The 20,684-nt window shown below is 71.3% G+C and carries 14 protein-coding genes; 7 read left to right on the plus strand and 7 right to left on the minus strand.

What is annotated here, in order from left to right:
- Positions 1-84 precede the first annotated feature (84 nt).
- On the plus strand, positions 85-1,170 hold the full coding sequence (locus tag ACWD6N_RS07775; protein ID WP_354967972.1) for an LCP family protein: 1,086 nt from the start codon (positions 85-87) through the stop codon (positions 1,168-1,170).
- Positions 1,171-1,279: 109 nt separating this feature from the next.
- On the opposite strand, the gene ACWD6N_RS07780 is transcribed toward ACWD6N_RS07775, so the two are convergent.
- The 3 genes from ACWD6N_RS07780 to ACWD6N_RS07790 all read right to left on the minus strand — a co-directional run bounded on the left by ACWD6N_RS07780 (position 1,280) and on the right by ACWD6N_RS07790 (position 6,515).
- Positions 1,280-2,737 carry a sugar transferase gene (locus ACWD6N_RS07780; RefSeq protein ID WP_450004633.1) on the minus strand — a complete coding sequence of 486 codons (1,458 nt, stop codon included), beginning with the start codon at positions 2,735-2,737 and terminating at the stop codon, positions 1,280-1,282.
- Positions 2,738-3,088: 351 nt separating this feature from the next.
- Positions 3,089-3,874, minus strand: coding sequence for a glycosyltransferase family 2 protein (locus ACWD6N_RS07785; protein WP_450004559.1), 786 nt, complete (start codon positions 3,872-3,874; stop codon positions 3,089-3,091).
- 667 nt (positions 3,875-4,541) lie between these two features.
- On the minus strand, positions 4,542-6,515 hold the full coding sequence (locus ACWD6N_RS07790; protein WP_450004560.1) for a hypothetical protein: 1,974 nt from the start codon (positions 6,513-6,515) through the stop codon (positions 4,542-4,544).
- A gap of 144 nt (positions 6,516-6,659) precedes the next feature.
- Here ACWD6N_RS07790 and ACWD6N_RS07795 point away from each other — a divergent pair, with 144 nt between their 5' ends.
- From ACWD6N_RS07795 to hutH, 6 genes are read left to right on the plus strand one after another with little or no spacing between them, the layout of a single operon-like run.
- A complete protein-coding gene (locus ACWD6N_RS07795; RefSeq protein ID WP_354967969.1) occupies positions 6,660-7,511 on the plus strand; it encodes a MurR/RpiR family transcriptional regulator in 852 nt (283 codons plus the stop codon).
- Between the two features lie 19 nt (positions 7,512-7,530).
- Positions 7,531-9,180, plus strand: a complete 1,650-nt coding sequence (hutU, locus tag ACWD6N_RS07800; RefSeq protein ID WP_450004561.1) for a urocanate hydratase — start codon at positions 7,531-7,533, stop codon at positions 9,178-9,180.
- A gap of 11 nt (positions 9,181-9,191) precedes the next feature.
- Positions 9,192-10,412: an allantoate amidohydrolase gene (locus ACWD6N_RS07805; protein ID WP_354967967.1), complete on the plus strand. Its 1,221-nt coding sequence runs from the start codon at positions 9,192-9,194 to the stop codon at positions 10,410-10,412.
- On the plus strand, positions 10,409-11,764 hold the full coding sequence (locus tag ACWD6N_RS07810) for a formimidoylglutamate deiminase (protein ID WP_450004634.1): 1,356 nt from the start codon (positions 10,409-10,411) through the stop codon (positions 11,762-11,764). Before ACWD6N_RS07805 ends, ACWD6N_RS07810 begins: the two co-directional genes overlap by 4 nt.
- Entirely contained in the window at positions 11,761-12,945 is a 1,185-nt protein-coding gene (gene hutI / locus ACWD6N_RS07815; RefSeq protein WP_450004562.1) for an imidazolonepropionase, read from the plus strand. Before ACWD6N_RS07810 ends, hutI begins: the two co-directional genes overlap by 4 nt.
- The gene (gene hutH / locus ACWD6N_RS07820; RefSeq protein ID WP_450004563.1) at positions 12,942-14,480 is read left to right on the plus strand and encodes a histidine ammonia-lyase; all 1,539 of its coding nucleotides are present in this window, start codon (positions 12,942-12,944) and stop codon (positions 14,478-14,480) included. Before hutI ends, hutH begins: the two co-directional genes overlap by 4 nt.
- A gap of 49 nt (positions 14,481-14,529) precedes the next feature.
- Here the strand turns inward: hutH and ACWD6N_RS07825 are convergent, their stop codons facing one another.
- The 4 genes from ACWD6N_RS07825 to ACWD6N_RS07840 all read right to left on the minus strand — a co-directional run bounded on the left by ACWD6N_RS07825 (position 14,530) and on the right by ACWD6N_RS07840 (position 20,573).
- Positions 14,530-15,894, minus strand: coding sequence for a lipopolysaccharide biosynthesis protein (locus ACWD6N_RS07825; RefSeq protein WP_450004564.1), 1,365 nt, complete (start codon positions 15,892-15,894; stop codon positions 14,530-14,532).
- Between the two features lie 10 nt (positions 15,895-15,904).
- Positions 15,905-16,861, minus strand: a complete 957-nt coding sequence (locus tag ACWD6N_RS07830) for a hypothetical protein (RefSeq protein ID WP_450004565.1) — start codon at positions 16,859-16,861, stop codon at positions 15,905-15,907.
- Positions 16,858-18,186 (minus strand): hypothetical protein, encoded by a 1,329-nt coding sequence (locus tag ACWD6N_RS07835; protein ID WP_450004566.1) that lies wholly within the window; start codon positions 18,184-18,186, stop codon positions 16,858-16,860. Before ACWD6N_RS07835 ends, ACWD6N_RS07830 begins: the two co-directional genes overlap by 4 nt.
- A 326-nt stretch (positions 18,187-18,512) precedes the next feature.
- Positions 18,513-20,573 (minus strand): acyltransferase family protein, encoded by a 2,061-nt coding sequence (locus ACWD6N_RS07840; RefSeq protein ID WP_450004567.1) that lies wholly within the window; start codon positions 20,571-20,573, stop codon positions 18,513-18,515.
- Positions 20,574-20,684: the final 111 nt, after the last annotated feature.

Here is a 20,684-nt window from a genome sequence, read left to right on the forward strand (position 1 = left end):
TCGGTCGACAGTTCAACCCGACGGCGGGCGGCGCCGACCGGACGAGGGTACTCGGGCCGCAGGCCGGGTGAGTAGCATCGCGCCATGCCACGTCACAATGAGACCGCGCAACCCGGCGCGTACTACTCGACCGGGACTGCGGGCCAGCCACAGCGGGTGGACGACGGCGAGCCGGTCGGCCCGCAGCCACCCCAACGACGCCGCTGGCGGCGGATTCTCCTGATCAGCCTTCTGGTGGTGACGCTGGTGGGGGGTGGAGCGGTCATCGCCGGTGGCCTCTACCTGCGCTCCGTCGAGGGGGGCATCGATCGCGTGGACGCGTTCGACGGCGTGCCGGAGGAGGGTCGCCCGCAGGCGACGGTCGAGGGCGCGATGAACATCATGATCCTGGGCAGCGACTCGCGCGACCCGGAGAAGACCTCCGGCTCGCGGACCGACACGATCATCCTCGCCCACCTGCCGAAGGACCGGTCCAGCGCTCAGCTGATCTCGATTCCCCGGGATACCTGGGTGTCGGTGCCCCGATCCGCGAACGGCAACAACGGCGGTCGGGACGCCAAGATCAATGCCGCGTACGCCTGGGGCGGGATTCCGCTGATGGTGCAGACCGTGGAGAAGTTCACCGCGGTACGGGTGGACCACGTCGCGGTGGTCGACTTCGCCGGGTTCAAGGAGATCATCGACGCGCTGGGCGGCATCGAGGTCAACTCGGAGAAGCAGTTCACCTCGATCCACGCGCCGTTCCGCACCTTCAGCAAGGGCATGCAGCGGATGGACGGCGAGGCGGCGCTCGACTACTCGCGCCAGCGCAAGCAGTTCGCCGACGGTGACTTCGCCCGGATCCGGCACCAGCAGCAGGTGATCAAGGCGATCATCGACAAGGCCTCCTCCGGTGGCCTCCTCACCAACCCCGGCAAGCTGAACTCGTTCCTCAAGGCCACCTCGAGCTCGGTCTCGGTGGACAAGGAGCTGTCCCTGCTGGAGACGGCGAACCAGATGCGCGGCGTCCGCGGCAGCAACCTGACCTTCGTCACCAGCCCCACCAAGGGCACCGGCCGGATCGGTTCGGAGAGCGTCGTCCTGGCCGACACGAACCGGGTCAAGTCGTTCTACGACGCGGTGCGCCGGGACGCTGTCCCGGACATCATCGCCGGCGCGAAGAAGCCATAGGTTCTCTCGCCCGGCAGGGCGCCGTCCCCGGACCGCGGAGGCGGCACCACGAACAGCGACGGGCGGTGGCCAGGAGGCCACCGCCCGTCGGCGTTCCACGGATTCGGGATCAGTACGCGCCCCGCCGGGCCAGCACGACGCTGGCCGTCTTCCACAAAATGGCGAGGTCGTACACCAGCGACCAGTTGTCCACGTAGTGCAGGTCCAGCCGGACCGCGTCGTCCCAGGTCAGGTCCGAGCGGCCGGAGATCTGCCAGAGGCCGGTGATGCCCGGGCGCACCAGCAACCGCCGGCGCACGTCACCGCGGTAGTCGTCGTCCTCGGTGGGCAGCGGGCGCGGGCCGACCAGCGACATCTGCCCACGCAACACGTTGATCAGCTGGGGCAGCTCGTCCAGGGAGAGCGCCCGCAGGTGCCGGCCGATCGGGGTGACCCGCGGGTCGTCCTTCATCTTGAACAGCAGGCCGTCGCTCTCGTTCCGATGCTGCAGGGCGGCCAGCCGCTCCTCCGCGTCGGTGTACATGGTCCGGAACTTCCAGACCTTGAACGCGCGGCCCTCGTGGCCGATCCGGGTCTGCCGGAACATCACCGGCCCCGGGTCGGTGAACCTGATGGCCAGTGCGATGGCGAGCAGCACCGGGCTCAGCAGCACCAGACCGACCAGCGCGGTGACCCGGTCGAGCACGGTCTTGACCAGCAGCGACAGGCCGGAGATGGTGGGTTCGTCCACGTTGAGCAGCGGGAGGCCCTCGATCGGCCGGACATGGATGCGCGGGCCGGTCACGTCGGTGACCTGGGGGACCACCACCAGGTTCAGGCCGGTGCCCTCCAACTGCCAGGCGAGCTTGCGAAGCTCGTACGACTCCAGACTGGCAGGGCCGCAGACCGCGATGGTGTCCGCGCCGAGCTGCTGGACCAACGGCACCAGGTCCCAGCCGACGTAGACCGGCACCGGAGCGTTCACCCGCTCGCCCGGCCGGGGGTGGTGTGGCAGGTGGATGGCGACCGGGTGCAGCCCGGCTCCGTAGTTGCGGGTCACCACCTCGTGCAGCGCGAGCGCGTCGGAGAGCCGGCCGACCAGCAGCACCTTCTGCGAGGCCCGCCCGCTGCGTCGGATCCGGCGCAGCACCACCCGGGCGGCGAAGCGAGCCACCAGGGTGTAGAGCAGCAGGCAGATGATGATGGCGGCGACCGTCGCCCGGGACAGGTCCTTTTTGAAGCCGAGTGCGAGGAACGAGACCGTGGCGGCCATCGCGAGGTTGGCCCGGGCCACCCGCTTGAGTTCCTCGGTGCCCAGCCCGAGTGCACGCTGGTCATACGCCCCGGCGGCGACGAGCAGGATCAGCCAACCCAGGGGGACGCCGATGTTCGCCACGAGGGTGAAGGAGCTGACGTTCCCCAACACGCGCTGGTCCCAGAAGCCGGCGTCGGCCTCGTCCAGCAGGGCGACGACCGTCCGGCTGGCGGCCAGGGCAACGAGGGCATCGAGCAGGACCAGCCAGGCCACGTAGCGCCGACGCCAGTTGGCCCGTGGCGCGACCGGACGCGCGAACACCGACCGGGCCATGCCGTTGGAAGGCGGCGTGATGACCCCCAGGTCGGGGTCGAACCTCGGCGTCTGCTGTGGCGTGACAGCCGAGAGGAACTGAGTGTGCGCGGACACGACCTTCCTTTCCCACATCGCCCCCGACGGGAGATCGCGACGTGCACCTTATGCGTCGGTGCGGTGCCCTGCCTAGTGGCGATTCGGGCGCTCCTGCTGTGGTCCGACCAGTCCTTCGAGAAATCGCACCACACCGACAGCTCCGGGATCAGAGCGTCATGAGCCGGCTTCTCGCGGTGCCGATCGCTCGGCGTCGAGGCGGTAACCACGGAGCCGTTCCATGCGTTCGACGACGCCGTCCCGTACCGGGGCGGATCACCGCCCGGCGGCCGTGACCAACCATTTGCCGATCTCACTCACCGCACGCACCGCCACGACAACGAGGGCCAGCCCCGGAACACGTGGACGGCTGTACATCTTGATCATCTTGCGCCAGGCGACGAGACCGGCGATGCGCCGCCGGCTGATGCTGCCGCTGTGCCGATGGAATCGAACGATCGGCTCGTCGAGTCGCTGCAGGTGGACCCCGTTACTGAGGGCACGCAGGACCAACTCGACATCCACCTTGATGGACATCTGCTCGTCGTACCCGCCGAGCTGTAGCAGCAACTCACGGTCGATGGTCATGCCGGAGTGCTTGAAGGGCAGCCGGGGCCGAGTCAACACGGACCGGAGCATCCGACGCGCATCCGGGTACGAGGGGAGCCTGATCACCTTCGCCGAACCGCCGACGATCTCCTCGTAGTCGGTGTAGACCCAGCGCGCACCCGTTTGAGCAAGGAAATCCTGCATCCGGGCCAGACCGTCGGGGGCCAACTCGTCGTCCGAGTCGAGCACGGTGACGAACCGGCCGCGGGCGATGCGTAGGGCAGCGTTGCGCGCGGCGCTGATCCCCGTCGGCTTTTGCTGGACGAGGCGGATCCGCCGGTCGGCAAGCAGGCCCGCCTCGGCCAACCCGTTCCGAACGGGTACGGCCGAACCGTCGTCGACCACGATGAGCTCGAAATCGTCGAAGCTGCCGGCGAGCACACTCTGGATGGACTTCACCAGGAGCTCGGGCCGGTCCCGGACAGCGATGCAGACGGAGATCGCTGGGGTCACCTGGTCTGCTGCCCGCGTCAGCGGGAGGGTCGAGGCGCCGACGGCCGGCATCGAGGGCACCGTGGGCCCGTCGATCACCGGCTGCGGGGGCCCGTGCTCGGAGGGGAGGGTGCTGCCAGCGGAGTCACGCGCGGAAGGGGGAGAGTATGCGGGGTGGTTAGTCACGGACGGCGGCCGTTTCGCAGCCCGCCCGTACTACCTGGGCCGCCCAGCACGCCAGCCCCGCCGGTCCACAAGACACAACGATCCGACCCGCCCATCTTCGCCACCCCCATGAAAAGCCACCATTCGCAGCGATTTCAGCGACGCGTTCGCAGGACTTCCCTCGATCGACGACAATGAAGATCCATCGCGCAACAAGACGGAGTATAACCATCGTCGCACCGCCACACCATCACCTGTCAGGCGGCCGGATGTCGATCGAAATCGCTGTCCCTACAAGGGATTTACCTGGCCACCGCTCAGATCCACACGGGCTGAACGCCCCGCTGAGGCCGGCGAACCACGGGGCCGTTCGGTGGGAATCGAGTCAACCGAACATCTGATCTTTGGGTGGGCATGAATTTTCGTGGGCTGGTGAATGACCAATGAGGGCGATCACTGAGACGGATCATCAGCACTTATTCCCATGTGTCCGATCCGGCGAATTTGTCCCGTCACCGGCCACTCAGCGGCCGCGACGACGGACGAGCATCACGACCAGGACGACAAGGGCGATGAGCAACACGGCCGCGAACCCGACCAGCACGAAGACGAGGGCATCCGACTGCGCCCGCGACGCGTTCTCCAATCGCTGGCGCTCGGCGGCGTTCTGCCGGTAGGCCTGCGCGAGCACGTTGGCGGGTGACGCCGCCGCGGCCTTCTCAAGCTGCGTGACCGCGCCCGACGAGTCGCCGCCGAAGTACGCGTCCAGCCCGCTGCGGTAGAGCTTGTCGGAGTCACCGAGTGCGTTGCCGATGCCGGCCTCGGTCAGCAGCGTGGCGATCGTCGACGCCGGCAGCACCGCCCGGTTGGCACGGTCCGGTCGCGCCTGATCCTGGTAGATCAGCCCGGCGACCCGGCCCGCGGGATCGAGGGCGATACCCCCGTGTGACACCGTGCCGAGGTCCTCGTTGACGAGGTAGATCGAGACGGGTCCGCGCTGGCTCGTACCGGTGATCGTCACCAGCTTCGACTGGGGACGGTAGGTGGCGTTGCGGAAGACGACATCGGTGGTCGTGAAGGCGAGGATGCGTACCGAGGCGTCCTCCGCGAGGCTGGCGGACGGGTTGAGTTCCACCGCAGGCAGGCCGCCCTGGGCGAGCTTGATCAGTGCGGTGTTGCCGCTGTCTTCGGGCAGGCTCCGGACGACCTCGGCCGGGATGGCCGGCTCCTTCGTCACGTTGCCCGTGCCGGTGTTGAGCTGGCCGTACACCGCACTGGTCGGCTCGGTGCCCGGTTCCACACCGGTGAACCGCACCTTGCCGAGGTTGGCCGCGATGTAGGTGGAGATCTGCGGGGCGGAGAGCTTCTTCTCCTGCACGAGCAACCTGGCCAGCGCGTCGACGGCGAGCCAGCGGGCGTGCTCCTCGGTCGGCTTGACGCAGGATCCGTTGGTGACGGCATGGCCGTCAGGAGTCACCACGAAGCCACTGCACCGACGGATGAAGGAGACGGGCTGGGGGTGCACCAGAGCGTTCGTCCTGGTGTCCCGGACGTACCCGGTGAAGACCGCCTCGATGAAGACCAGCGACGGCGCGGCGACCGCGAGGGCGCGCTCCTCCGGGCTGTACAGAGTGGCCTGTGCCCACGGCTTCAGCCCCGGCTCGGCCGCGGCGTCACCCGGGGACGCCGTGACGATCGCCGTCGGCGGAGTGTACGGATCGGGCTGGTCCTTGCCGGCGATCGCCCAGATGGCCACGCCACTGCCCACAGCCGCCACCAGCACGAGCGCGGCCAGCCCCGCCCAGAGCCCGGTACGGCGCGGCGGCGGCTCCGACGGCTTGATGCGCCGGACCGGGGCGCCGAATGGATCGTAGGGCGGCGGATCCGCCGGAGCGGCGGACACCGGCGCGGGCGACTGGGGCGCGTCGGCGGCGGGCGGTGGCATCGGCGCGGGCGGCACGGTCGGCAGCCCGCCGGCGTGCAGCGCCCACGGCGCGAACGGTGCTCCGGACGTAGGCAGCGGGGCACCGGAGACGGGCTGCGGGGCGCCGGACACCGGCTGCGGCGGCGCGGAGAACTGCTGCGGAGGGCCGGACACCGACTGCGGCGGCCCGGAGACCTGCCGCGGCACCCCGGTGACCGGCTCCGTCGAGCCGCCCTCCTCGGTCGAGCCGCCCTTGTCCGTCGGCACCGGGTGGTACTCCTGCCCCAGTGCGCGGAACAACTTCTCGGCGCCCTGGCCGGCCTCCGCCGGGTAGGCCGCCCACGGCTCGGCGGAGAAGAAGTCGGCGTACGCGAAGGCCTGGCCGCCCGGCCTCTGCGACATGGCGTTGGCAGTCCCGGCGAAGGCCTCGCGCCACCCCGGCGTGCTCGCGGCCACGGCGTCCAGCACCGCTACGGTCACGAACCGGCCCTGCTCGTCGATGGCAGCCCAGGCCTTTCCCACTGGGCAGGTGCCCAGCATGTGGGTGAACCGGTACGGGCCAACCGACTGCATGCGCACTCCTCTGCTCGACCGCCGTGCGGATCCTACAGAGGGGACGCTCGCCCGGTCGTCCACCGGTCGGTCCACCAACCGGTGGGTGGAACGTGCGGCGAGGAACGGTTGCCCTCTGAAAGTTTTCATGCATAGAGTCTCGGTGTGAATGAAGGAGCTGTCGCCGCGCCCACCGAGCGGGTGCTCGACCTGTTCCAGGGGGTGCGGCTCACCCCGACCCAGCGTCGGATCGCGCACTGCCTGGTGCAGCACGCCCCCGCCGTGGCGTACCTGTCCGCGGCCGAGGTGGCCGAACTGGCCGGGGTCAGCCAGCCGTCGGTCACCCGGTTCGCCGTCGCGCTAGGCCACGACGGTTACCCCGCACTGCGCCGCCGGTTGCGCGACCTCACCACCGCCGCGCCCGGCGGACCGGCGGACGCCGGCAACGAACTCCAGCAGGCCGTACGCGCCGAGATGGGCAACCTCGACCGCCTCGCCGGTCAGCTCGCCGACCGGGACCGGATCGCCGAGACCGGTCGGCTGCTCGCCGCCAGTCGCCCGCTGCCGGTGCTCGGCCTACGCGCCGCCGCGCCGCTGGCCGCGTACTTCGCCTACTTCGCCGCCAAGGTGCACCCGGACGTCCGGGTGCTCGACGACGGCGGCAGCCTGCTCGCCGACCGCCTGGAGCAGGCCGCCGAGGCTGGCGCCTCGGCGGTCCTGGCCTTCGTGCTGCCCCGCTACCCCCGGGAGACCCTGGACGCGCTGCGCGACGCGCGGGCCGCCGGGTTGACCGTGGTGGCGATCACCGACTCGCCGGTCAGCCCGGCCACCGAGCACGCCGACGTGGTGCTGCCCGCCGCGGTCGGCGCCCAGCTCGTCTTCGACCTGCACACCGCCCCGATGACCCTGGCCATGGTGCTGTTGCAGGCGATCTGCGACGCCGCGCCGGCCGACACCCAGCGCCGGCTGGAGGCGTTCGAAGCCTCCGCGGCCCGCCGTCAGTTGTTCCTCGGATAGTGACCGGAGGAGACCCGAGATGACCCAGCACGTCCGTGCCGCACGGGGCAGCGAGCTCACCGCCCGCGGTTGGCCGCAGGAGGCCGCCCTGCGGATGCTCATGAACAACCTCGACCCCGAGGTGGCCGAACGCCCCGACGACCTGGTCGTCTACGGCGGCACCGGCAAGGCGGCGCGGGACTGGCCGTCGTACCACGCGTTGGTCCGCACGCTGACCGACCTGCGCGAGGACGAGACGATGCTGGTGCAGTCCGGCCGCCCGGTCGGCGTGCTGCGCACCCACGAGTGGGCACCCCGCGTGCTGCTGGCCAACTCCAACCTGGTCGGCGACTGGGCGACCTGGCCGGAGTTCCGCCGGCTGGAGCAGCTTGGTCTGACGATGTACGGGCAGATGACCGCCGGCTCGTGGATCTACATCGGCACCCAGGGCATCCTCCAGGGCACCTACGAGACGTTCGCCGCGGTGGCCGCGAAGCGGTTCGGGGACACCCTCGCGGGCACGCTGACGCTGACCGCCGGCTGCGGCGGGATGGGCGGCGCGCAGCCGCTCGCGGTCACCATGAACGGCGGCGTCTGCCTGATCGTGGACGTGGACCGGACCCGCCTCGACCGGCGCGTGCACGACCGCTACCTGGACGAGGTGGCCGACTCGCTGGACGACGCGGTCCGGCGGGTGCTGGCCGCGAAGCGGGACCGGCGCGCGCTCTCCGTCGGCGTGGTCGGCAACGCGGCCGAGGTCTTCCCGGAGCTGCTCAGCCGCGGCGTCGAGATCGACATCGTGACCGACCAGACCAGCGCGCACGACCCGCTGTCGTACCTGCCGGTGGGGGTGGAGCTGGCCGACGCCCGGGAGTACGCGGCGGCGAAGCCGGCCGAGTTCACCGACCGGGCCCGGGCGTCCATGGCGCGGCACGTCGAGGCGATGGTCGGCTTCCTCGACGCTGGCGCGGAGGTCTTCGACTACGGCAACTCGATCCGGGGCGAGGCGCAGCTCGCCGGCTATGAGCGCGCGTTCGACTTTCCCGGCTTCGTGCCGGCGTACATCCGGCCGCTGTTCTCCGAGGGCAAGGGCCCGTTCCGGTGGGCGGCGCTCTCCGGCGACCCGGCCGACATCGCCGCGACCGACCGGGCCATCCTGGAGTTGTTCCCGGAGAACGAGTCGCTGGCCCGGTGGATCCGGCTGGCGGGCGAGCGGGTCGCCTTCCAGGGCCTGCCCGCGCGGATCTGCTGGCTCGGGTACGGCGAACGGGACAAGGCTGGCGTGCGGTTCAACGAGATGGTCGCCTCCGGCGAACTCTCCGCCCCGCTCGTCATCGGCCGGGACCACCTGGACGCCGGCAGCGTGGCCAGCCCGTACCGGGAGACCGAGGCGATGGCCGACGGCTCCGACGCGATCGCCGACTGGCCGCTGCTCAACGCGCTGGTCAACACGGCCAGCGGCGCCTCCTGGGTGTCCATCCACCACGGCGGCGGGGTGGGCATCGGCCGGTCGATCCACGCCGGGCAGGTCTGCGTGGCCGACGGCACCGCGCTGGCCGGGCAGAAGATCGAGCGGGTGCTCACCAACGACCCGGCGATGGGCGTCATTCGCCACGTCGACGCCGGCTACGACATCGCTCGCGAGGTCGCCACGCGTACCGGCGTCCGCACCCCGATGACCGAGCAGTGAGGAAGGGCCCCTTGTTATCGGATTCTGTTGTAGAAGGGCCCCTTGCCAACAGGTTTCGGGAGCTGTGGGACGAGATCGCGCCGGTCGGGCGGGACGCCGGCAGCGGCGGCTACCTGCGCTACGCGTTGACCAAGCCCGAGCTGGAGCTGCGCAGCTGGTTCCGGTCCCAGGCCGACCGGCGCGGCCTGCCGGTCACCGAGGACGGCAACGGCAACCTGTTCGCCCACTGGGGTGACCCGGAGGCCGGGGACGCGGTGCTGACCGGCAGCCACTTCGACTCGGTGCCGCACGGCGGGGCGTACGACGGGCCGCTCGGCATCGTCAGCGCGTTCCTCGCCGTGGACGAGCTGCGGGCCGCCGGCGTCACCCCGGGCCGCCCGCTGGTGCTGGCCGCGTTCGTCGAGGAGGAGGGTGCGCGCTTCGGCGTACCGTGCCTGGGGTCGCGGCTGCTCACCGGGGCGCTGCCGGCGGAACGCGCGGCCGGGCTGCGCGACGCGGCCGGGGTGAGCTTCGCCGAGGCGCTCGGCGACCAGCCGGCGGGCGCCCGCCCGGACCTGCTGGGCCGGTTCGGCGCCTTCGTGGAGCTGCACGTCGAGCAGGGCCGCGCGCTGGACGAGACGGACGCTCCGGTCGGTGTGGCCAGCGCGATCTGGCCGCACGGCCGGTGGCGCTTCGACGTGGTCGGCGAGGGCAACCACGCCGGTACGACCCGGATGGCCGACCGCCGCGACCCGATGCTCACCTACGCGTTCACCGTGCTGGCGGCCAACAAGGAGGCCCGGCTGCGCGGCGCGCACGCCACCGTGGGCCGGGTCGCCGTCGAACCGAACGCCACCAACGCCATCCCGTCGAAGGTGACCGGCTGGCTGGACGCCCGGGCCGCCGACCCGGAGACGCTGACCGGGCTGGTCGACGCGGTACGGGGCAAGCTCGCCGAGCGGGCCCGCCGCGACGGTACGGCGGTGACGGTGACCGAGGAGTCGACGACCCCGCTGGTCGCCTTCGATGGCGGGCTGGCCGGCCGGCTGGCCACGCTGCTCACGGCACCGGTGCTGCCCACCGGCGCCGGGCACGACGCCGGGGTGCTGGCCGCGCACCTGCCCACCGCGATGCTCTTCGTGCGCAACCCGACCGGGGTGTCGCACTCCCCCGCCGAGGCGGCCACCGACGTCGACTGCGCCGCCGGCGTACGGGCGCTGGCCCGGGTCCTGGAGGAGCTGACATGCCGGTGACCCGCTGGCTCGCCGAGTACGCCTGGCTGCCCGAGTACGCCGAGCCCACTCCGGACGTGCTGATCGAGACCGACGGTGAGCGGATCACCGCCGTGACGCCGCTGACCGCGGGCAGCCGACCGCCCGCCGGGGTCGAGGTGTTCGCCGACGCCAAGCCGCTGCCCGGGCTGACCCTGCCCGGACTGGCCAACGTGCACTCGCACGCGTTCCACCGGGCGCTGCGCGGGCGTACCCACGGTGGCCGGGGCGACTTCTGGAGCTGGCGAGACCGGATGTACGCCGTTGCGGACCGCCTGGACCCGGACACCTACCTCGCCCTGGCCCGGGCGGTCTACGCCGAGATGGCCCTCGCGGGGATCACCTGCGTCGGTGAGTTCCACTACCTGCACCACCGGCCCGACGGCGGCGCCTACGACGACCCGAACGCGATGGGCGAGGCGCTGGTCGAGGCCGCCGCGCACGCCGGGATCCGGCTCACCCTGCTGGACACCTGCTACCTGACTGCCGGCGTGGACGGCCGGGCCCTGGCCGGGCCGCAGCGACGCTTCGGCGACGGCGACGCGGCCCGGTGGGCCGAGCGGGTGACGGCGTTCCAGCCGACGGACGGGCACTCCCGGGTCGGCGCGGCCGTGCACTCGGTACGGGCGGTCCCCGCCGACCAGCTCGGCACGGTGGCCGACTGGGCGCGGGACCGGCGGGCGCCGCTGCACGTGCACCTCTCCGAGCAGCCCGCCGAGAACGACGAGTGCCGGGCCGTGCACGGGCGTACGCCGACCGCGCTGCTCGCCGAGCACGGCGTGCTCGGGCCGGACACCATGGCCGTGCACGCCACCCACCCGACCAGCGGTGACCTGGCGCTGCTCGGGGAGAGCAGGACCGGGGTGTGCCTGTGTCCGACCACCGAACGGGACCTCGCCGACGGGATCGGCCCGGCCCGGCGGATGGCCGAGGCGGGGATCCGGTTGAGCCTGGGCAGCGACAGCCACGCGGTGATCGACCTCTTCGAGGAGGCCCGGGCGGTGGAGTTGGACGAACGGCTGCGCACTCGACGCCGCGGCCACTTCACGCCGGCCGAGCTGCTGATCGCCGCCACCTCCGCCGGGCACGCCGCACTGGGCTGGGCCGACGCCGGGCGGATCGCCGTCGGCGCCCGGGCCGACCTGGTCACGGTACGGCTGGACAGCGCCCGCACCGCCGGGGTGCCGCCGGTGGGCGCGTTCTTCGCCGCTGGGGCCACGGACGTCGTCCAGGTCGTCGTGGACGGGCGGGTGGTGGTGGCCGAGGGCCGGCACCTGACTGTGGACGTGCCGGCTGAGCTGTCGGCCTCGATCGAGGCGGTGACTCCCACATGAGCAGCCTGCTGGTGGACAACATCGGGGAGCTGGTCACCAACGGCGCTGGCGAGGGCCCGCTGGGCATCCGCCGCAACGCGGCCGTGCTCGTCGAGGAGGGCCGGGTGGCCTGGGTCGGGCCGGCGGCGTACGCGCCCGCCGCCGGCCGGCGGGTCGACGCCGACGGGGCCGCCGTGCTGCCCGGATTCGTGGACAGCCACGCACACCTGGTCTTCGCCGGGGACCGCGCCGCCGAGTTCGCCGCCCGGATGGCCGGCCAGCCGTACACCGGGGGCGGCATCCGGACCACGGTCGGCGCGACCCGGGCGGCTTCCGACGACGAGCTGCGCGCCACCGTGCGCCGGCTGCGCGGGGAGGCGCTACGGCAGGGCACCACCACCATGGAAATCAAGAGCGGGTACGGGCTGACCGTCGCCGACGAGGCCCGCTCGCTGCGGATCGCCGCCGAGGCCAGCGCCGAGACCACCTTCCTCGGCGCGCACGTGGTGCCCGCCGAGTACGCCGACCGCCCCGACGACTACGTCGGCCTGGTCTGCGGGCCGATGCTGGCCGCCGCCGCGCCGCACGCCAAGTGGATCGACGTGTTCTGCGAGCGGGGCGCCTTCGACGTCGACCACGCCCGGGCCATCCTGGCCTGCGGGCAGGCCGCCGGGCTGGGCGTGCGGTTGCACGCCAACCAGCTCGGCCCCGGCCCCGGGGTGCTGCTCGGCGTGGAGCTGGACGCGGCGAGCGTCGACCACTGCACCCACCTCAGCGATGCCGACGTGGCCGCGCTGGCCGGCACCGCCCACACCGACGGGTCGGGGACCCGCACGGTGGCGACCCTGCTGCCCGGCGCCGAGTTCTCCACCCGCTCGCCGTACCCGGACGCCCGCCGCCTGCTCGACGCCGGCATCACCGTCGCGCTCGCCACCGACTGCAACCCCGGCTCGTCGTACACCTCGTCGATGCCGTTCTGTTTGGCGCTGGCGGTCCGCGAGATGCGGATGACCCCGGCGGAGGCGGTCCGGGCCGCGACGCTGGGCGGCGCGCGGGCGCTGCGCCGCGACGACATCGGCGTGCTCACCCCCGGCGCCCGGGCCGACCTGGTCGTCCTGGACGCGCCGTCGTACCTGCACCTGGCCTACCGGCCCGGTGTTCCACTGATCCGCCAGGTCCTGCTCAACGGAGTGCCGCAATGACGACCGTGACCATTCAGCCCACCGGGGTCTCCCCCGCCGACGTGCTCGCGGTGGCCCGCGGCACCGCCAAGGTCGTCCTCGACCCGGCCACCATCGACGCCATGGCGACCAGCCGGGCCATCGTGGACGGCATCGAGTCGTCCGGCCGCCCCGTCTACGGGGTCTCGACGGGATTCGGGGCGCTCGCCAACACGTTCGTCGCCCCGGAGCGCCGGGCGGAACTCCAGCACGCGCTGATTCGCTCGCACGCCGCCGGGGTGGGCGCGCCGATGCCGCGCGAGGTGGTCCGGGCGATGATGCTGCTGCGGGTCCGCTCGCTCGCGCTCGGCCACTCCGGGGTCCGCCCGCTGGTCGCCGAGGCGCTGCTCGACCTGCTCAACCACGACATCACCCCCTGGGTGCCGGAGCACGGCTCGCTGGGGGCCTCCGGCGACCTGGCGCCGCTGGCGCACTGCGCGCTCGTGCTGCTCGGCGAGGGCTGGGTGCTCGGGCCGACCGGCGAGCGGCAGGACGCGGCCGACGTGCTGACCGCCGCCGGGCTCAAGCCGATCGAGCTGGCCGCCAAGGAGGGGCTGGCACTGATCAACGGCACCGACGGCATGCTCGGCATGCTGTTGATGGCCATCCACGACGCCGCGCACCTGTTCACCATGGCCGACGTCACCGCCGCGCTGGGCATCGAGGCGATGCTCGGCTCCGAGCGGCCCTTCCTGCCCGAGCTGCACGCCATCCGTCCGCACCCCGGGCAGGCGGCCTCGGCGGCGAACATCCACCGGCTGCTCCAGGACTCCCGGGTGATGGACTCGCACCGGGACGACCTGGCGCACGCCGTGCAGGACGCGTACTCGATGCGCTGCGCGCCGCAGGTGGCCGGGGCGGCCCGGGACACGCTGGAGTTCGCGCGGACGGTGGCGGCCCGCGAGCTGATCTCCGTGGTGGACAACCCGGTGGTGCTGCCGGACGGCCGGGTCGAGTCGACCGGTAACTTCCACGGGGCTCCGCTCGGCTTCGCCGCCGACTTCCTGGCCATCGCCGCCGCCGAGGTGGGCGCGATCGCCGAGCGGCGGGTGGACCGGCTGCTGGACGTCACCCGGTCCCGGGAGCTGCCAGCGTTCCTCTCCCCCGACGCCGGGGTCAACTCCGGTCTGATGATCGCCCAGTACACGGCGGCCGGGATCGTCGCGGAGAACCGCCGACTGGCCGCGCCGGCCTCGGTGGATTCCCTGCCCACCAGTGGGATGCAGGAGGACCACGTCTCGATGGGCTGGGCGGCGGCCAAGAAGCTGCGCACCGTGCTGGACAACCTGTCCAGCGTGCTCGCGGTCGAGCTGCTGGCGGCGGTACGCGGCCTTCAGCTGCGCGCCCCGCTGGTGCCGTCGCCGGCCGGCCGGGCCGCGGTCGAGGCGGTACGGGCGTTCGCCGGCGAGCCGGGCCCGGACATCTTCCTCGCTCCGGCCATGGAGGCGGCCCGCCGTACGGTGTCCGACCGCGACCTGCGTACCGCCATCGAACGCGAGGTCGGTCCGCTGGCCTGACCATCGGCGGCCCCGATGACCGGCGTCGGGGCCGCTGGGTCACCCCGGCTCAGCTCCTGAGGACCGTCCGTCGGATCTCCGCCCAGGAGGGTAGTTCGGCGCCCGCCACGACGTCGCGCTTCGCTCGGGACCAGAACAGGACGAGAACGATCGCCTCGGACAGCACCGTCGCCCATGCGGCGCCGGCCACACCGAACAGCGGGATCGCGGTGGCCAGCGCGGCCAGGTAGGCGAGCGAGCCCAGCCCCTGATACAGCACCTTCTGCCGCACCAGGCCGCCGCTCATCAGCAGCGACTCGACACTGGCAGCGCCGAAGCGCAGGGGGATCGCCAGCGCGAGGATGGCCATCACCGGGACGGAGGTCCGGTACTCCGCGCCGAAGATCAGGGGAATGGCGTACCGGCCGACCAGCGCGACGACGGCGCCGAGGAGCAGACCGAGACCGATCATCCCGACCGTGCCGGCGCGGTACGCGATGAGGACCGCGTTGCGGTTCGAGCGGGACCACCGGTGCAGCTTCGCCAGGAAATACTGCTGGTAGACGATGCGCGGCAGCAGGTAGATCGCGGTCAACAGCGTCATGGGCACGGCGAGCACCGCGGCGGACTCCGAGCTCAGAAACTCGGCGGAGACGACGATGCCCAGTTGCATGCCGAGCTGGTAGAACAGGCTGCCCAGCAGGAACAGCCACGTGGCGGCGACGAGGTGGCAAGCCCGGGGTGGACGCGCCGGGCGACGGCGCACCGGAAGGTGGCCCTCCAGCGTCGCCCGCCCGTACCAGAACGGCGTGATCATCAGGACACTCATGGCCACCGTGACGGCAGCCACGAGCGCGTAGCCCAGTGCCACCATGAGCGCCGACAGCCCGAAGGACAGGGTCAGAACGGCCACGAGGAGTCGACCGACCTGCGGCGCCAGTTGCAGCGCCGCGAGTCGCCCATAGGCGCCCTGCAACTGGAGGGCCGACCCGGACAGCGCCATTGCGACAAGCGACAGGATGATCGGGGCGAGCCCGATCCGAAGGTCGCCGGTGTCGGGATCATGCCGGTCGAGCAGCCCCCACCCGACGAGCGCGACGACCAGCAGGCCGGACGTGACCGCGACCAGCGCGATGGACGGCCGTACCCAACGGAACGCCCGAGACCCCTCGCGTCCGAACCGTTGCAGCCAGAACTCGGCGACCCCGAAGATGGCCAGCGGCCCGGCCAGCGTGACCAGGGACATCACCGACATGAAGGCGCCGAAGTCCGCCTTGGGCAGGCTACGGGCGAGCAACACCTGGGTGAGGAACGCGAGCACGGTGACGCCGGCCTGGCTGATCCCGAGCAGGCCCAACTGGCGGAGGCGGCGCGCCATGCCGCTGCCGGACCGGCTGCCTGCCGGCGGGCCGGTCCGCACCTCGACTCCGGTCATCGTCCGACCATCACGCGGCCGCTCCGGCCGGCACGTGCGATCGCAACATCTCCAACTCGGCCTCCGTGCGACCCATCCACGCCTCGCGGGCCGCCGCGATCCGCCCGGCCGCGGCCGGGTCCTCGTCGATGGCCTCGCGGACTCCGGCGACCAGGGCATCGCTCTGGTTGGCGACGAGCGTGGCGAAGCTCCCGAACAGAGCCTCGGTGGTCCGGGTGCGAGACAGGACCAACGGCCGACCCGCGCTGAGCGCCTCGCACGCGCCACTGGGCTGCGTGGCGTCCCGGTCGGTCAGCACGACAACCGCGCGCGAGGCGGCGACGGCCGCCTCGTAGTCGGGGAGGTCGAGGAAGCCCAGGGTGGTGAAGTTGGGCAGGCGCTCCGCGCGCTCACGAAGCGGCGGCGGCAACCGGTGCAGTGGCGCGGTGGTCGCGAAGGTGACGTCCGGCATCGCCTCGATCGCGTCGATGAGGACGTCCATCGGCTCGTCCGGGGCGACGGTGGCCACGACGAACACCCAGCCACGTGGTGCCGCCGGCGGGATCTCCCGAAGCGGATCGTGCACGACGAGCGTACGCAGGCCCGGGAACTCCGCACGGGCGATGGCGTCGGCCTCTTCGGTGTGGGTCAGAACCAGTTGCGCCCCCCGCAGGATCGACGCGGTGCTGGGAGCCCGGCGCCACCACGACTGGAACTGCCCGTTGTGCGCGTCGACGATGTACGGAACCCGGCTGAGGTAGGGGGCCAGCGCGGACAGGTGGGGCTGCGCCTGCGCGACCACGAACGATGGCCGACGCGAGCGGAGCAGTTGGAGATCGTTCCACGTGTGGGCGACGTAGTCGAAGGGGCGAAGGATCTTAGGCGTCGCCTTGGACGGGCGCCACGCCACCTCGGCGCCCAACGCCTCGGCCAGCACGTCGGATCGACGCTGATAACGCTTCCACGAAATGAACAGGGGGGAGCTCATTTGTGATCACCACCAGCATCGATTGGCGCGCCGACCGGCGTGCTCGAAAGGGGGAAGAATCTGACAAGAAGAATGAGGGAGAGGAAGAACAACCACATGAAGTACGAGTACGAGGTCGGCTTCTGCGTGAGAGCGGAGATGACCGTCAGGACGTAGAGGATGGTCAGCATCCACCTCGCCTCGACCGCGATGGCCCGCTTCGTCACCCGCCACAGGTTGACGAAGATAATCGTCATGAGAATGAGCCCGAGCAATCCCCACACCACGAAGACGCGCAACGGATCGGCGTGGGTGTTCCAGGGTTCGTAGCCCAGCCCGATGAGCCAGATGTCCCAGGGCGCGTCCTGCCACACTTCCGCTACGCGGAACCAGATCTGCCCTCGACCGTGCAGGAACTCGTCGTTGGTCGGATTGAGTGAGCCGATCTGCGTGACGAGAAAGAGCGCGCGATCCAACAGATAGGCGCCCCAACGGATCGCCGCCAGGACCACGAGGACGACGAGGACGACCGCTCCCCAGACGGCGGTGCGGAACGGCAGGTTGGAAATCTGCCGGAGGAGCTCCGGGAGCCGGCGCAGCTCGAACGCGACGATCACCAACGCCACACAGAGGATGGTGATCCGGTGTGTGCTGACGACCGCGGTGGCGGCCAGGAGCGCGACGGCGGCGTAGCGGGCCACCGGACTGAGCCGTAGCCGGTCACCGGCGGCGTAGAGGATGAACACCGCGAAGATCAGGAGCCGGCCGAGGGACGCCGGATGGAAGTAACCCCCCGACGCCCGCCCGACCTTGCCGCTCATCAGGTTGAAGAAGTAGGTGTACGGGACGACGCCGACGACCTGCAGCCAGGCGATCACGGAATGCGCGACGGCGCCGAGGATCACGAGCAGCAGCACCCACCGCAGCCGTTCGACGGAGAACCAGTCAGGCTTGCGGAACATGACCGCCAACAGCATGATCGGCGCGAACCCGACCGCGAGCTGGGCGCCCTGCGTGATGACCCCGCTCTTCGGCGCGACGTCCGGACCGAAGAGCGCGACCACGTCGGCCGTGGTGAAGATCTGGAGGAAGTCCTCCCGCGCGGATATCGCCAGCAGGCCGATGATGGAGAACAGGCCGAGAACCAGCAGCGCGACGATGGAGGGCGCCAGATCCGTCGGGAAACGCTTCATCGCCACGACGATGGCGACAAAGGACCCCGCCATGAAGAGGGCGCCAATCACCGTCGCCACCATGCCGGCGTCAACGGTGTCGGCCGCGACCTTTTCGCCGAAGATGTCGAAGAATGATTTCACGCCGATCATTACCATGGCGAGTGCGGCCATGATCTGGGCTGTGGCCAACGGATAACGCCCGAGGCGCCGGCCACTGCCCTCAGTCGGGGCAGCCGCCGCCTTTCGAGGCATTATGTCCATTTCATGATCCTCTCAGCGCCATCCCTCGGGGCACTATACGCGAGCGTCATAACCGATAGAGGTTGCCCGGGTCGACGGCGAACCGACCGGCGACCGCCACGGCACCGAGTGCGATTTCCCCTCTTTCGCCCACTTTCCGCGACCACGCCGCCGGAGCGAGAAGTCGAGGTGACCGCAATGGACTTTCGGCTGCATCTCGCGGTGAACTTCCATGCCTGTGGGTCGCGGGCTCGGCGTTACATTGCGAGTCGTGCCGCGACGCGCTCGACGAGGTGGGACCCCAGGGTTCGCGCGTAGGTCGCCGTCATGTGGTGCGTGTCGCGGTAGACGATGACGTTGCCGATCACCAGCGGACACTGGGTCGCGGTGCAGAACAGGTCGGTGAGATCGACCGTCCGCACCTTTCCGTCGGTCCGCTTCGCGGCCTCCTCGAGGGCGTCCCGGGTGCCGAGCGCCGCCTGCCGGTCGACGGCGCATCGCCTCGGATCCCCTCCGTTCGCCGCGTCGTCGACGAGACAGCTCAGGTTGGCCGAGCCGAGCCCCGGATTGTCCACCACCACGACGATCCTGGTTCCCCGCTCCAGCACCGGACGCCACGCCTCGACGTATTTGCGGATCTGGCCGCCCGCCGCCCGGGGGTCGGCGCTCGCGTTCCGCCTCCCGCTGACGATGACGAGGTCGTACTTCGGGCCCTCACCAAGTCGCTGAGCCATCGCCTGCCGTCGCGCGTAGCACGGGTCGGACTGGTCTGCGGCGTCCACCTTCGCCCAGATGCACCCGCGGGCGACGTAGGTGTCGACCGCCCAGTTCCGAGCGTCGAGCTGACCCTCGATCGCCGGAATGAGCATCGCCGCGTGCGAGTCCCCGACGAGTGCGACCCGGGTCGCGTCGGGCCGTCGCGATCCGATGCGACACGACGTGAGCGTGGCGCCCGGCTCCTGGTCGTAGCACCGGTACGCGGAGCCCGTGTCCTTGGTGAGCATCGACATCTCGGGGAACAGCTCCCGGCCGAGGGCGCCGTCCTCGCAGCGTTGCGGCTCGATCCTGGCACCCGCCCCGAGGCACGGCGTGCCCGCCGCCAACAACTGCTCGAGACGCGAGGTGTTCGCCTGGCTGCCCTGTTCGAGCAGGCGGTTTCCGGCGACGACGACGGACAGGACCAGTGCCATCGACATCGCGGCGGCCGCGTACTGCGGCCACAACCGGCGCCCGCGGGTGAACACGCCGAACCGCACCGGGTCCTCGACGAGGCGCTTGGTCAGCGCGGCCAACACCACCACACCCGCGATGACGACGAGCTTCACCGGCCAGGTCATCCGGTCGCCGGTCGCCAGCTGGAAGATCACGATGGGCGGCCAGTGCCAGAGGTAGACGGAGTACGACCAGTCGCCGAACTTCTGCACCGGCGCCCAGGCCATCGGCCCGAGAGGAGACCAGTGCGGACCGGGAGCACCGGCCCAGATGGCGGCGAGCGTGCCGACGACCGGCAGCGCCGCGGCGTAGCCCGGGAAGGGGGTCCCGGAATGGAGTACGAAAGCGGCGACGCCGATCAGGAGCAGGCCCAGCCAGGAGACCGCCGCCCGGGTACGCTCTCCGGCCGACCGGCCGAGCCCCGGCAGGGTCGCGAGCATCGCGCCGGCCCCGAACTCCCACGCCCGGGTGGGCGTGACGAAGTAGGCGGCGGCACTGTTCGCGGACGTCTCGTAGACGGAGTAGGCGAAGGAGGTTGCGACGATCAGGGCGAGCGTGACCCGGATCGCGCCCATCGGGTCCTTCCGCCGGAGCCGGCCGGCGATCACCACCGCGAGCACGATCAACAGGGGCCAGACCAGGTAGAACTGTTCCTCCACCGAGAGTGACCAGTAGTGCTGCACCGGCGACCGGACATTTTCCGCGGCGAGGTAGTCCACGGCGTCGTGCGCCAGTTGCCAGTTCTCGACGTAGATGGTCGCCGCCGCGATCTCGCGGAGTATCTGCGGCCAGTAGAGCTGTGGCACCCAGATGAAGACGGCCGCCGCGGTGGCGACGAGGACGAGCAGGGAAGCCGGCAGCAGGCGCCGGATCCGGCGGGCCCAGAAGGCCCGGAGGCGAACCGAGCCGGATTGCCGCACCTCGCGCACGAGGTGCGCCGTGATGAGGAAGCCGCTGATCGCGAAGAAGACGTCGACGCCGACGTATCCGCCCGGGATCCGGTGCGGCCAGAAATGAAACAGCAGCACCAGGAGCACGGCAAGGGCCCGCAGTGCTTGGATCTCCGGCCGCAGCAGCCCACGAGACGTCGGCTTCGAGTCGCTCACTGTGCCTCACCACTGCGGTAGGGGTGGGGTGGCGTGTACCCGCCACACCGCCATGCATTAGCGGCGACGGCGAGGGTATACGGCCGGAACGCCCGTACTCCATCCGGGGAC

This window comes from Micromonospora sp. NPDC005163 (assembly GCF_053599835.1).

Excerpts from the sequence above, each read along its gene's own strand:
- ACWD6N_RS07775 (WP_354967972.1), top strand. The coding sequence starts at position 85 with ATGCCACGTCACAATGAGACCGCGCAACCCGGCGCGTACTACTCGACC.
- ACWD6N_RS07780 (WP_450004633.1), bottom strand. The coding sequence starts at position 2,737 with ATGGCCCGGTCGGTGTTCGCGCGTCCGGTCGCGCCACGGGCCAACTGG.
- ACWD6N_RS07790 (WP_450004560.1), bottom strand. The coding sequence starts at position 6,515 with ATGCAGTCGGTTGGCCCGTACCGGTTCACCCACATGCTGGGCACCTGC.
- hutU (WP_450004561.1), top strand. The coding sequence starts at position 7,531 with ATGACCCAGCACGTCCGTGCCGCACGGGGCAGCGAGCTCACCGCCCGC.
- hutI (WP_450004562.1), top strand. The coding sequence starts at position 11,761 with ATGAGCAGCCTGCTGGTGGACAACATCGGGGAGCTGGTCACCAACGGC.
- hutH (WP_450004563.1), top strand. The coding sequence starts at position 12,942 with ATGACGACCGTGACCATTCAGCCCACCGGGGTCTCCCCCGCCGACGTG.
- ACWD6N_RS07825 (WP_450004564.1), bottom strand. The coding sequence starts at position 15,894 with ATGACCGGAGTCGAGGTGCGGACCGGCCCGCCGGCAGGCAGCCGGTCC.
- ACWD6N_RS07830 (WP_450004565.1), bottom strand. The coding sequence starts at position 16,861 with ATGAGCTCCCCCCTGTTCATTTCGTGGAAGCGTTATCAGCGTCGATCC.
- ACWD6N_RS07835 (WP_450004566.1), bottom strand. The coding sequence starts at position 18,186 with ATGGCCGCACTCGCCATGGTAATGATCGGCGTGAAATCATTCTTCGAC.